We start from the raw sequence: 11,607 nt of genomic DNA on the forward strand, positions 1-11,607 counted from the left end.
ATTCATAATTCTTATTTTACTGAAGGTCCTTTCTTAATCGCTTTCACCATAATGCCGATCTCAGCAATCAGCAGGACGGTGAAGAGAAGGAGGAAGAGGAAGAAAGTAGTCTGTACCGACGAGGTGGCCAGTTTGGAGACGGATGCGCTGGTCGGCAGGATGTCCTGGATGGCCCAGGGTTGGCGTCCCACTTCGGCTACGATCCAGCCGGCTTGCCCGGCTATGTAGGCCAGAGGGATGGTCCACAGGCTTGCCCATTGTAGCCAGCGGGCATCGGCAAACTTGTCTTTCTTGCTCCATATCAGGGCAATGATAAATAAGAGAATGAAATATCCGCCCAGGATTACCATGACGCGGAATGAATAGAATGTGAGTCCTACGTGCGGAACCAGGTCGGCCGGATCTTTGATATATCCGTATCCGAAGTAGGCGAAATTATCGTCCAGCAGCGTACGGGCTTGCTTCGCGGCAACCTGGTCTTTGTCTTTCACGGCCTTGCGATAATCGGCAAGTGCCTGGATGGCAATCTGTCCTTTTTCGATCTTTTCGGCGGCAGAGAGGGCTGTCGTTCCTTTGTTTGTCGTATAGCCGCCTTCGATCAGGTTGACGATACCCGGTACGTAGGCGTCCGCTTTGCGCTCGGCAAGAAAGGATAGGAGTTTAGGAAACTTTAGATCGAAGATGAACGGATTTTCGTTGTCCTTATAGCTTGTCTTGTCGGGGTTCAGCATGCCGATAGCAACCAGTCCCATGCCGTTGCCGCCTTCGTAGAGCCCTTCCATTGCAGCAAGCTTCATCGGTTGTTTCTGGGCTACCTGGTAGGCCGAGCCGTCGCCTGTCCATATAATAAGGATAGAGGCTACGAGGCCGAAGATGGCACCGACTTTGATGCTTTCGAGTGAGAATTGTTTATCCCGGTTCTTCAACAGGTACCAACTGCTGATACCGATTACGAATACGGCTCCCACAACCCAACCGGAGAGTACGGTGTGGAAGAATTTATTGATGGCGACGGGTGATAAGGCAACCGCCCAGAAGTCGAACATCTCGTTGCGAACGGTATCCGGGTTAAACTGCATGCCTGCCGGATGCTGCATCCAGGCGTTGGCAATCAGAATCCAGAGTGCGGAAAGGGTTGCTCCTATGATCGTCAGCCATGTCGAAGCCAGGTGGAAACGTTTGCTGACCTTGTCCCAGCCGAAAAACATAACGGCTATGAACGTTGCTTCCATAAAGAAAGCCAGGATTCCTTCTATAGCTAACGGGGCGCCGAAGATGTCCCCAACGAACCAACTGTAATTAGACCAGTTGGTCCCGAACTCAAATTCGAGGATAAGCCCGGTGGCCACACCGATGGCAAAGTTAATACCGAACAGCTTCATCCAGAACTGCGCTGTCTTTTTCCAAAATTCGTTACCTGTCTTGTAGTAGATGGTCTCCATGATGGCCTGTATAACGCCGAGCCCCAGAGTCAGGGGGACGAAAAGCCAGTGATACATGGCGGTGAGAGCGAATTGCGCCCTCGACCAGTCAATCAATGAAGTGTCAATGCTTGCGATCATGATTATTATAATTTAAGGAGTAATTGCCCTGTTGATCAATTCACCTGAAACGTGCTCTTCCTTTGCGGAATCTCCTTCAAACTTCCCTAAATAATTAGGAAAGAAAAACAGTTTTAAGATAAAAAACATGATGAAGAGCTTGACCAATATGATTAGCCACAACGTTTTACCCAGTTTCATTTCGCGGAATCCTTCCAGGTAAAAATGATAAATTCGTATGTGTATTGGTTCTTTTTCCATGTTGGTATCGTATCTTAATAACAGAAAATCAAGTGAATTAGTTTTCTCTATCTACAAATATAGGCAATGCGTTAATTCGGTTTCCCCTAAAAGCATAGATATTATTTATGAAAAAATAGATATTGTCTATAATCACTGTTAAAAAAAACTATTTTGATAAAGAAAGCCCGAAGGAAGACTTGCCGTTATTTTCGCATTGGCTATATTTGCGTCAGTTTGTGTTTTTATATGACGAGAAATCACATCGAATATTATAATTAAGTGCTAATCTATAAAAAATTATTACTATGTCGAACATTTCAAGAAGATCTTTTCTTCAAAGAGGAGCCGTTGCTGCCGCAGCGTTCTCTATCGTGCCAGGTTCCGTTCTTGGTAAATCTCATGGATATGTAGCTCCGACTGACAAGTTGAATATTGCAGCTGTCGGTATTGGTGGTATGGGTAATGCCAACCTCAAGAACATGGAAAAAACAGAAAATATCGTAGCTCTTTGCGATATTGACTGGAGATATGCCAAACCGGTATTCGATCGTCATCCGAATGCTAAGAAGTATTGGGACTATCGCAAGATGTATGACGAAATGGGTAAGTCTTTTGACGCTGTATTGGTGGCTACAGCCGACCATACACACGCCATTATCACTGCTGATGCATTGACAATGGGTAAACACGTTTATACCCAGAAACCGTTGACCCACTCGGTTTACGAATCCCGTTTGCTGACTAAATTGGCTAAAAAGTACAATGTAGCAACTCAGATGGGTAACCAGGGTTCTTCTGCAACAGATACTGATTTGGTTTGTGAATGGATCTGGAACGGTGAAATCGGTGAAGTAACGAAAGTGGAATGTGCTACTAACCGTCCTATCTGGCCGCAGGGCTTGAACGCTCCTGAAAAGGCTGATAAGATTCCTTCTACCCTGAACTGGGATTTGTTTACGGGTCCTGCAAAGGTTCGTCCTTACAATAAAATATATCATCCCTGGAACTGGCGCGGATGGTGGGATTATGGTACAGGTGCTTTGGGTGATATGGCTTGCCACATCATGCAGCCGGTATTTACTTCCCTGAATTTAGGTTATCCTATCAAAGTACAGGGTTCTTCTACTCTGTTGCTGGCTGACTGCGCTCCTAACGCACAGCACGTAAAAATGGTATTCCCGGCTCGTGACAATATGCCGAAGGTGGGTCTGCCGGAAGTTGAAGTGCATTGGTATGATGGCGGTATGATGCCGGATCGTCCGGAAGGATTCCCTGATGGTATGGAACTGATGGGCCCGGGTGGTGGCTTGTGTATCTTCCACGGTACGAAAGACACGCTGATCTGCGGTTGCTATGGACAGAAACCTTGGTTGTTGTCAGGTCGTGTGCCTAACGCTCCGAAAGTTTGCCGTCGCGTAGAAAACGCTATGGGTGGCGGTCACGAACAAGACTGGATCCGCGCTTGTAAAGAAAGCCCGAGCAGCCGCGTAATGACTAAGTCCGATTTCTCAATGTCAGGCCCGATGAACGAAATGGTGGTTATGGGTGTATTGGCAATCCGTTTGCAGACACTGAACAAAGAGCTGCTGTGGGATGGTCCTAACATGAAGTTCACCAATATCAAGGACGACGAAGTAATTAAGATCATTAAGAAAGACGACTTCAAGATCGTCGACGGTGACCCGAAATTTAACAAGATCTGGACTGATCCGGTTCCTGCTAAACAATTCGCTGAAGAATTGATCAAGCATAACTATCGTGAAGGCTGGAACTTGCCTGCTATGCCGTGATAATTGTTTTAAACAGATAAAATAGAATGAAAAAGTCAGTATTATTAGCAAGTGCCGCAGTGATGATGTGTTATTTCACATCTTGTGGCGGTAAAAAAACAGAAGAAGCTGCCGCTCCAGCAGAAGAGGCAACAACAGAAGCAGCCGTTCCTGAATACAGAATCATGGACGAACTGCCGACAGTTGACCTGTCTACTTTCCCGAAAGACAAAGATGGAAAAATTTCTCTCTTTGACGGAAAGACATTCAATGGTTGGAGAGGTTATGACCGCGCAGATGTTCCTGATGCTTGGGAAGTTGTAGACGGAACAATCCATATCAAAGGTTCCGGTGCCGGTGAAGCTGGTGCTAAAGATGGTGGCGATCTGATTTTTGCTCACAAGTTCAAAAACTATGAATTTGAATTTGAATGGAAAGTGGGTAAAGGTTCTAACTCTGGTGTTTTGTATATGATCCAAGAAGTAGAAGGTCAGAAATCTTACATCTCTGCTCCTGAATATCAGGTACTCGACAATGAAAACCATCCGGATGCCAAGTTAGGTAAGGACGGTAACCGTCAGTCTGCTTCATTGTATGACATGATCCCGGCTAAGCCACAGAACTCTAAACCGTTCGGTCAGTGGAACAAAGGTAAGATCATGTGCTACAAAGGTACAGTTGTTCACTATCAGAACGACGAACCGGTTGTTGAATACCACTTGTGGACACAGCAGTGGAAAGAAATGCTGGATAAGAGCAAGTTTAGCAAAGACAAATGGCCGTTGGCATACGAACTGTTGCTGAACTGCGGTGGTGAAAACAAAGAAGGTTTCATTGGTCTGCAGGATCATGGCGACGACGTTTGGTATCGTAACATGACAATTAAAGAACTCGACTAATCAGCCGTTTCTTTGATCAAATAGAAAATCCCCGGTATCCGTTTGGATGCCGGGGATTTTTGTATCTTTACAGAATTACCAAAGCAAATAAATATATGACTCAACAAAATGCTATTAAACTTTTCGAAGAAAAGAAAGTCCGTGCAGTATGGGACAATGAAACAGAAGAATGGTACTTCTCTGTGATTGATGTAATAGCTGTATTAACCGATAGCCCTAATCCACGTAAGTATTGGAGTGTCTTGAAAACAAGACTGGTGAAAGAAGGTAATCAAACGGCTACAAATTGTAGCCAGTTGAAAATGCCAGCTCCTGACGGGAAGATGAGATTGACAGATGTTGCTACAACAGAACAACTTTTTCGTTTGATTCAATCGGTTCCTTCCCCAAAAGCCGAACCCTTTAAATTGTGGATTGCACAGGTTGCAAAAGAACGCTTGGATCAATTACAGGATCCGGAATTATCTATTAACCAAGCTATGGCTGACTATAAACGTTTGGGCTATTCGGACAACTGGATTAATCAACGTTTAAAAAGTATAGAAATCAGGAAGGAGCTAACTGACGAATGGAAACGGTGTGGCTTGCAGGATGGTATTCAGTTTGCGACACTTACAGATATTATCTATCAGACATGGGCTGGCAAGACGGCAAAGGAATATAAGTTGTTTAAAGGTCTAAAGAAGGAAAACTTAAGAGATAATATGACAAATAAAGAGCTTGTCCTGAATATGCTTGCAGAGTTATCTACAAAAGAAATATCAGTTGTGACGGACCCGGAAACTTTTGCAGAGCATGAAGATGTCGCTCGTCGAGGTGGAAGCATTGCTAAAGAAGCACGAATAAAACTGGAAACTGAAACTGGCAAGGCTGTAGTAACTCCTCTTAATTCAAAAAAACACTTGAAATTGGATGAAGAGAATGATTAATAGATGAGATTGTGTCAGGTCTATAAAACTTGGCACAATCTCATTAATAAAATTATTTCGCCATCACCTTGATATTACTGTAGCTGTTGCCCTCGAAATTGATACGGCCATTCTTGCCGTTGTTGACATCGAGGACGTAGTTGTTCTTGTTCTTCTGTTCGCTGCGGCTGTCGAAGTCGCTTGAAGAATTTTCTTCTACGCGGCGGGATTGTACATTGAAACCGCCTTTGATGCTGCAATTGCCATATTTCATATTATTGGCGACAACGCGGAAAGATGCGTTTACGTCGGTATAAATATTCAGGTTTCCGTAGCGGGCATCTACATCTATCTTTTCGAAGTTGGAAGCAAGGTCTTTGATGGTCAGCGTGCTGTAGCTTAGCTCATCAACCGTGATGCTTTGCTTCAATTCTTCCATCCTGCATTCGCCGTATTTCAGTTCCAGATAGCCGCTGTTAAGCCTGCCCATTAGAATCTTGCCGTATTTGGCCTCAATGTTCATCTTCTGGACATTTCCGAGGTTGAGGTTGGAATATTTGCTGTCGACATTCAACTGGGAGGCGTTTTGGAGGTTCGCTTTGCCGCAATAGGCCAGATCTAACGTTGCATTATCGACGTTTGCGATATCCAGGTTACCATATTGCACTTCTATATTCAGCGGGCCTGTGAAGTTGCCACCGTTGATGTTGCCGTATTTGGCATGGAGGTCGCATTTCCCCTTGTTGTTTTCCGGCATATAGATATTACCGTATTTCTGCGTCAGATCGCATGTCAGTTCTGCCGGCATATTGATATAGTAGTTGATGGTGAACGATTCGTTGGAGTTATTATTCCCGTTCTGCGATCTCAGCGTCGTAACAGCCGAAACCGTGTTTCCCATCTTTTCCATCCGGATGCTGATGCGGTCGAGGGCTGCTTGCGCCCTGTCCTCATTGCGTGCCTTGGCTTCGATTGCGACGCGGATGGAGACTTCGTTTTTGTTCCAGTGCGTGATGGTGATGTTGCCGAAGCGGTTGTCCACTTGCAGAAGGTCGTTTTTGCCGACATTGAAACTCTTGTTATATTCTTTCTTCTTGATGCTTTCCTGTTTGCTTGCCCAACCGGGAAGCGCACAGAACAAGATGAGAAGCATAAGGAGGCAAGGACGGATGACCGCCTGTTTGCCGATGGCTGATTGTTGGTGAATTGCTTTCATTTTGATTGTTTATTTCTGATTTACTTTTTTATTCGTTTCCATTTTCTCCATCTGTTCCAGCATGATGTTGAGGCTTTCTAAGCTCGTGCTGTAGTGCTGGTTCATGGCGTACAGGGCGTCGTTGGAGCAAGGCAGCGTGGGGAGAACCGTCTCTTCGAACATATAATTGTCCGTCAGGACCCGTTTCGTCTCTTTCAGCAGCTCTTCCGAGCCGGGGATGCGCTGTTGCTTGTACATCGCCTGCATCTGCGAGATGATTTCGTTCATCTGCATATTGTAGTAGAGCCGGAGTTCCTCGATTTCCTCCTTCATCTGGCATTTGTGCGGCTGCGAAGCTACCGGCTTCTGCTGCGGAAGCGGTGTGCCGCCCGGCATTTTGAAGAGGAACAACAAAGCGATGCAGGCTGCTGCCGCAAAAGCACAAAGGCTGTATAGTGTGGCCCGGCTTTTGCGCGGCGCAGCAAGCTTCTGTTCGAAGCGTTCGAAGTGGCCCTCTGGTAACAGGTCGTCCTCAAAAGCTTCCCGGTTCGTGTCTATGAAATTCTTTAATTTATCCATTTTCTTAATTTGCTGCTATAATGTCCAACAATTTGCGCTTTGCCCTGAGATACTGGCTGCGTACGCTTGGCGGCTGGATCTTCAGGATGGAGGCTATTTCTTCCATGTCATATCCCTCAAAGAGGTAGAGCGAGAGGATTACGCGGTAGCCGGCGGGCAGTTTCTTACAGGCCTCCTTGACCTGGGCGACCGAGTATTGGAGCTCCTCTTCATCCGGCCCGTCGTTATCGGGTTCGGCATAATTGTCGGAGAGTTCCACCCAGTCGGGTGTCTGCCGTCTTACGTAATCAATGGCTGTATGGACGGCTATCCGGTGCATCCATGCTTCGAAACATTGCCCGTCATGATATTGGTCCAAGCGGGTGAAGATCTTCAGGAAAGCATCCTGCATGGCTTCTTCCGCCTCGGGCGCGTTCCCTACAATACGCAGGCAGGCGACGTATAATCGCTGTGCGAATTGCTTGTACAGGGTGAGCTGCGCTGTCCGGTTTCCTTTCCGGCACCCCTCGATCAGATGTGCATTTGTTTCTTCCATTTTCATATATATAAACGAGAGACAGGCGACAACCGTTGCATACCGATAGCTCAAAAATAAGAAAAAAAAAGAAAGGCATCATCCCGACGCCTCTCTCCCTGAACTAAATGATAAAAATAAAAGTTATGTGGGAAGGTTATTCCTTTGATTTGTAATCCAATTCGATTGTTCTATAATCGTTTATTGCGAAGGATTTATATTTTATCTTTAACTTGACAGTCTTCCCTTCCGTGCTCGGCAACTTATCCAGCTTGAACGAAACCAAGCCTGGGAGTGGCTGATACGTATAGTCACCATTTTCGGCACGATGACGGAATTCCAGTTCGTACGGGTCGGCGCTGTTTGTTTGTACGAGGTTGAGGAAATGCTTCTCTCCTTTATTGACCAGGAAATCGAACGTTACGTATCCGTCTTCAATCCAAGCACCGCCCGGAAACCAATTGCTGGCGCCGCTTAATGCGAGCATATCGGTCCCGTAGTAAGAGTCGTTTTCCGCACCTAAATCGGGGGCGATTTCTTTTGTCAGGAGCGTATCCATCCGTATCACCTCGACAGCTTTGTCATAATCCGAAACGACCTTGTCAGATTCTCTAAGAATAACATATGCACGTATTTCCTTTAAGTTTTCGGGTACATACGAGTTGGTCGGGAACAACGTAATACTGTCGTTCAACTGCATGTAGTAGGTATTGTCGGTTAAAGGCTTAACCGTTACAATAGCCTGTTTTTTATCTTTCCAAAATTCACTGTAGCTGTCATCAGTATCCAGACAGGAATAAAAAGTGGTTGAACCTAACAGGATTCCAAACAGAAGCATAAATGTCTTCAACGTCTTCATAGCATGTATCATCTAAATTATTATTATTTTTTGTTTCTATAGAGGAAGATGCCGGATGATCGTGAAATGCTGCAAAGATGGTTTATAAAAGATGTTAATGCTTCAGTGATTGATAGATAAGTGTTGCTGTCCGCCGGGATGCGCCGGGTTTGCCGAGCAGCCGGATAATCTCGTCGTAGCCTTCGAGCATATGGTCGCGATAGGTGCTGTCGTTTAGGATGCGTCCCAGTTCTTCGTCTATCTGCCGGCGCGAGAAGCGGGCTCCGAAAAGTTCCTGCACCACTTCGCGGCCTGCAATCAGGTTGACCAGCGAGATGTATTTCGTGTGGAAGAAATTCCGGAAAATGAAACTTGCCAGACGGCCGGCCGGAACATAATAGCAGACGGCTTGCGGAACACGGAAGAGGGCGGTTTCGAGCGTTGCCGTTCCGGAGGTGACCAGTGCCGCGTCGCTATGCTGCAAAAGGGGATAGGTCTTGCCAAAAACGATGCGGACGTTTGCCTCTCCTATATATTGCTTGTAAAACTCCGGTTCCAGGCCGGGAGCGCCGGCTATTACCGGCTGGTGTGTGGGATAGGCGGCTGCCACTTCCAGCATGGTCGGGAGGTTTTCTTTAATTTCCTGGCGGCGGCTACCGGCCAGCAATGCCAATATGGGGCGTTCGTCGAGCAGTTCGTCCATGCGGAACGTGTCGGGTTGCGCTGCCTGCTCTTCCTTATAATAGGCCACAGAGTCGACAGACGGATTGCCGACGTAATCCACCGGATAATCGAGTTTGCGGAAGAATTCCACTTCAAAGGGCAGGATACAGAACATCCGGTCCACATAGCGCCGGAAATCCTTGATGCGGTATTGCTTCCAGGCCCATATTTTAGGTGAGATATAATAATAGACGGGCAGTCCCAATTGCGTCTTTACGAACTTCGCAATCTTCAGGTTGAAGCCCGGGTAGTCGATCAGGATCACCACATCCGGCTTGTAACTCCGGATTTCCTCCTGGCAGGCTTTCATATTGCGGAGGATCGTACGCAGATTGAGCAGTACGGGGATAAAGCCCATGAAAGCCATCTCCCTGTAATGTTTCACCAACGTGCCTCCGACAGCCTGCATCAGGTCGCCTCCCAGGAAACGGAAATCCGCTTCCGCATCCTGTTCCTTCAATGCCGCCATCAGATTCGATGCATGCAAATCTCCGGAAGCTTCTCCAGCGATCAAAAAATATTTCATATAGTTTTAATTGACAATTGATAATTGACAATTGACAATTGGCAGGTTGCGACAAAATAATTGTCCATTGTCAATTGTCCATTGTCCATTGATTTTTTAGCAAAGCTAAAAAATCATAGTCCGTCACGTCTATCTTGCAAGGGACAAGCGAAGCGTAATCGCTATCCAATGCCAGCGTGTCGTTGTCGGGGTGGATCGGTTTCGCATTTTCGAATGATCCGGTGAGCCAGAATACCGGTTCGCCCGATGCGTTTTCCGAACGTTTGAATTCCTTCACCCAACGGCCGTCGGCTTGGCGGCAGACTTTCAGACCTTTCACATTCGGAGTGTTGGGGACGTTCAGGTTCAAATAAGTACCGTGCGGCAGGCCCTCTTTTATGACCCGTCGTGCCAACATGCGTCCCAGGCGGCAACATTCCGTAAAGTCGGCATCCGGACGGTGGTCCAGGAGCGATACGCCCATAGACGGAACATCGAATACGCATCCTTCCGCCGCTGCGCCCATCGTACCCGAATAGTGTACACAGATCGCATGGTTGCCGCCATGATTGATACCGGAGGCGAGCAGGTCGGGCTTCCGGTCCAGCACTTCGTTGACCGCCAGCTTTACGCAGTCCACCGGAGTCCCCGTGCAGCTGTAAACCGTCAGCCCTTTTTCTTTCTTTATCAATGTGTACTTGATAGGTATGAGCGAAGTAATAGCGCTTGCCATTCCCGAACGGGGTCCGTCCGGAGCAAACACTACGATGTCTCCCAAATCCCGGAGACATTCGGTCAACTCTTTTATCCCTTTAGCTTCAACACCATCATCATTTGTTATCAGAATAAGCGGTCTATCGTTCATCATGTCTTTTTTTATTGCATACAAATATACTTACTAAAAAGCTATTTGCAAAAATAAGCATTGCCTTTCCTTGTAATCATACCAAATATGATCATATAAGGCAAAATGAGATATACGATATCGTTTTTCTATACTGAACGAAAAACGGTTTTATGTAAACATTGATGTTCAAAGTTCGTAGCCATGTCCTGAACTAAAAGCGGTTTTTTCCTACCATATATATTAATATAAAATATATACAGTTCCTTTTTTCTTCTTTTTACGATAATGAGATCCGGGAAAGAAAACAATTGTCTGTAGCCACAGAAACAATTACTTTTGAATACGAAGACAATTGCTTTTAACCACACAGACAGTTGCTTTCTCTTCAAAAATAATGAGCCAATGAGATAATGTGCCAATATGCCAATGATAAGAAAAGTGATCCTTTGTAAACCTGATGAATTACAATAACCCCTATTTTGACCGTTTTTCTATTTCGTCTGAAATCTTGATCCATTTTGGATTGACTCTTTTCAGCGTTTTAGCCTTCCCGGCTGACAACAGGCGGAATGAGGTGCCGAGCCCGTCCCGAAATGTGTGCAGTTTGATTGCCGGACGGCGGAAATGTCGTCAAAGTGATAAACCTTAACTCCCGGAGAATCGAATATTTCGAGACAGAGACGGACAGCATCTCAAATATTCAAAAGAAGTTTCGGGAGCTTGTCGCCACGACGACCGTCTTCATCGCTCTCGCGACCGTCTTCATTTGAATGATGACCGTCTTCATAGGGTATGGCGACCGTCTTCAGGGCGATAAAGTACCGCGAAAATGAAATGAGGGTTGACTTCCCGGCAAAAAACTTCCGGAAAAGAGGAAAAAGCCCCTTTTTGGCGGCTGAAAAGTGGATTAACATTTATTTGATTTCGGACCTCTTCTGAAGGTAAAAAAAGCGTTTTATACAATAAGCCTCGGCTCACCCGATATTTCATGGGGGTAGTTCTTTTACATTTTCCTTACAATGCTTACATTTGTCTCATGACAGATC

General features: G+C 46.0%; 12 protein-coding genes. 3 read left to right on the forward strand and 9 right to left on the reverse strand.

From position 1 onward, the window contains the following. Positions 1–11: 11 nt before the first annotated feature. Both DWU89_RS16715 and DWU89_RS16720 read right to left on the reverse strand, forming a co-directional pair. Positions 12–1,562 carry a cytochrome ubiquinol oxidase subunit I gene (locus tag DWU89_RS16715; protein WP_115500772.1) on the reverse strand — a complete coding sequence of 517 codons (1,551 nt, stop codon included), beginning with the start codon at positions 1,560–1,562 and terminating at the stop codon, positions 12–14. A gap of 12 nt (positions 1,563–1,574) precedes the next feature. Then, positions 1,575–1,802 carry a DUF4492 domain-containing protein gene (locus tag DWU89_RS16720; protein ID WP_115500773.1) on the reverse strand — a complete coding sequence of 76 codons (228 nt, stop codon included), beginning with the start codon at positions 1,800–1,802 and terminating at the stop codon, positions 1,575–1,577. 287 nt (positions 1,803–2,089) lie between these two features. Between DWU89_RS16720 and DWU89_RS16725 the strand changes: the two genes are divergently transcribed. The 3 genes from DWU89_RS16725 (at position 2,090) to DWU89_RS16735 (ending at position 5,381) form a co-directional block, all read left to right on the forward strand. Next, positions 2,090–3,574, forward strand: coding sequence for a Gfo/Idh/MocA family protein (locus DWU89_RS16725; protein ID WP_115500774.1), 1,485 nt, complete (start codon positions 2,090–2,092; stop codon positions 3,572–3,574). Positions 3,575–3,600: 26 nt separating this feature from the next. Beyond that, positions 3,601–4,452: a 3-keto-disaccharide hydrolase gene (locus DWU89_RS16730; protein ID WP_115500775.1), complete on the forward strand. Its 852-nt coding sequence runs from the start codon at positions 3,601–3,603 to the stop codon at positions 4,450–4,452. 95 nt (positions 4,453–4,547) lie between these two features. After that, on the forward strand, positions 4,548–5,381 hold the full coding sequence (locus DWU89_RS16735; protein ID WP_115500776.1) for a BRO-N domain-containing protein: 834 nt from the start codon (positions 4,548–4,550) through the stop codon (positions 5,379–5,381). Positions 5,382–5,433: 52 nt separating this feature from the next. Here the strand turns inward: DWU89_RS16735 and DWU89_RS16740 are convergent, their stop codons facing one another. From DWU89_RS16740 to DWU89_RS20545, 7 genes are all read right to left on the reverse strand, one after another. Continuing rightward, positions 5,434–6,576, reverse strand: a complete 1,143-nt coding sequence (locus tag DWU89_RS16740; protein WP_115500777.1) for a hypothetical protein — start codon at positions 6,574–6,576, stop codon at positions 5,434–5,436. 9 nt (positions 6,577–6,585) lie between these two features. Further along, positions 6,586–7,134, reverse strand: a complete 549-nt coding sequence (locus DWU89_RS16745; RefSeq protein ID WP_115500778.1) for a hypothetical protein — start codon at positions 7,132–7,134, stop codon at positions 6,586–6,588. A gap of 4 nt (positions 7,135–7,138) precedes the next feature. Continuing rightward, positions 7,139–7,675 carry an RNA polymerase sigma factor gene (locus DWU89_RS16750; RefSeq protein WP_392391937.1) on the reverse strand — a complete coding sequence of 179 codons (537 nt, stop codon included), beginning with the start codon at positions 7,673–7,675 and terminating at the stop codon, positions 7,139–7,141. A 130-nt stretch (positions 7,676–7,805) separates the two neighbouring features. Continuing rightward, the gene (locus DWU89_RS16755; protein ID WP_115500785.1) at positions 7,806–8,507 is read right to left on the reverse strand and encodes a NigD1/NigD2 family lipoprotein; all 702 of its coding nucleotides are present in this window, start codon (positions 8,505–8,507) and stop codon (positions 7,806–7,808) included. 94 nt (positions 8,508–8,601) lie between these two features. Beyond that, positions 8,602–9,735, reverse strand: a complete 1,134-nt coding sequence (gene lpxB, locus DWU89_RS16760) for a lipid-A-disaccharide synthase (protein ID WP_115500779.1) — start codon at positions 9,733–9,735, stop codon at positions 8,602–8,604. A gap of 70 nt (positions 9,736–9,805) precedes the next feature. Then, positions 9,806–10,582 carry a 5'/3'-nucleotidase SurE gene (surE, locus tag DWU89_RS16765; protein WP_187574946.1) on the reverse strand — a complete coding sequence of 259 codons (777 nt, stop codon included), beginning with the start codon at positions 10,580–10,582 and terminating at the stop codon, positions 9,806–9,808. Between the two features lie 762 nt (positions 10,583–11,344). Beyond that, a complete protein-coding gene (locus DWU89_RS20545; protein ID WP_147292140.1) occupies positions 11,345–11,551 on the reverse strand; it encodes a hypothetical protein in 207 nt (68 codons plus the stop codon). Between the last annotated feature and the right edge of the window lie 56 nt (positions 11,552–11,607).

Origin of the sequence: Parabacteroides acidifaciens (assembly GCF_003363715.1) — a bacterium.
In the GTDB taxonomy this organism is placed as follows: Bacteria; Bacteroidota; Bacteroidia; order Bacteroidales; family Tannerellaceae; genus Parabacteroides; species Parabacteroides acidifaciens.

Bases quoted from the DNA above. Each gene is read 5' to 3' on its own strand.
- DWU89_RS16750 (WP_392391937.1), bottom strand. From the start codon at position 7,675: ATGAAAATGGAAGAAACAAATGCACATCTGATCGAGGGGTGCCGGAAA.
- DWU89_RS16755 (WP_115500785.1), bottom strand. From the start codon at position 8,507: ATGAAGACGTTGAAGACATTTATGCTTCTGTTTGGAATCCTGTTAGGT.
- DWU89_RS16720 (WP_115500773.1), bottom strand. From the start codon at position 1,802: ATGGAAAAAGAACCAATACACATACGAATTTATCATTTTTACCTGGAA.
- DWU89_RS16715 (WP_115500772.1), bottom strand. From the start codon at position 1,562: ATGATCGCAAGCATTGACACTTCATTGATTGACTGGTCGAGGGCGCAA.
- DWU89_RS16725 (WP_115500774.1), top strand. From the start codon at position 2,090: ATGTCGAACATTTCAAGAAGATCTTTTCTTCAAAGAGGAGCCGTTGCT.
- surE (WP_187574946.1), bottom strand. From the start codon at position 10,582: ATGATGAACGATAGACCGCTTATTCTGATAACAAATGATGATGGTGTT.
- DWU89_RS20545 (WP_147292140.1), bottom strand. From the start codon at position 11,551: ATGAAATATCGGGTGAGCCGAGGCTTATTGTATAAAACGCTTTTTTTA.
- DWU89_RS16730 (WP_115500775.1), top strand. From the start codon at position 3,601: ATGAAAAAGTCAGTATTATTAGCAAGTGCCGCAGTGATGATGTGTTAT.
- DWU89_RS16740 (WP_115500777.1), bottom strand. From the start codon at position 6,576: ATGAAAGCAATTCACCAACAATCAGCCATCGGCAAACAGGCGGTCATC.
- DWU89_RS16735 (WP_115500776.1), top strand. From the start codon at position 4,548: ATGACTCAACAAAATGCTATTAAACTTTTCGAAGAAAAGAAAGTCCGT.
- lpxB (WP_115500779.1), bottom strand. From the start codon at position 9,735: ATGAAATATTTTTTGATCGCTGGAGAAGCTTCCGGAGATTTGCATGCA.
- DWU89_RS16745 (WP_115500778.1), bottom strand. From the start codon at position 7,134: ATGGATAAATTAAAGAATTTCATAGACACGAACCGGGAAGCTTTTGAG.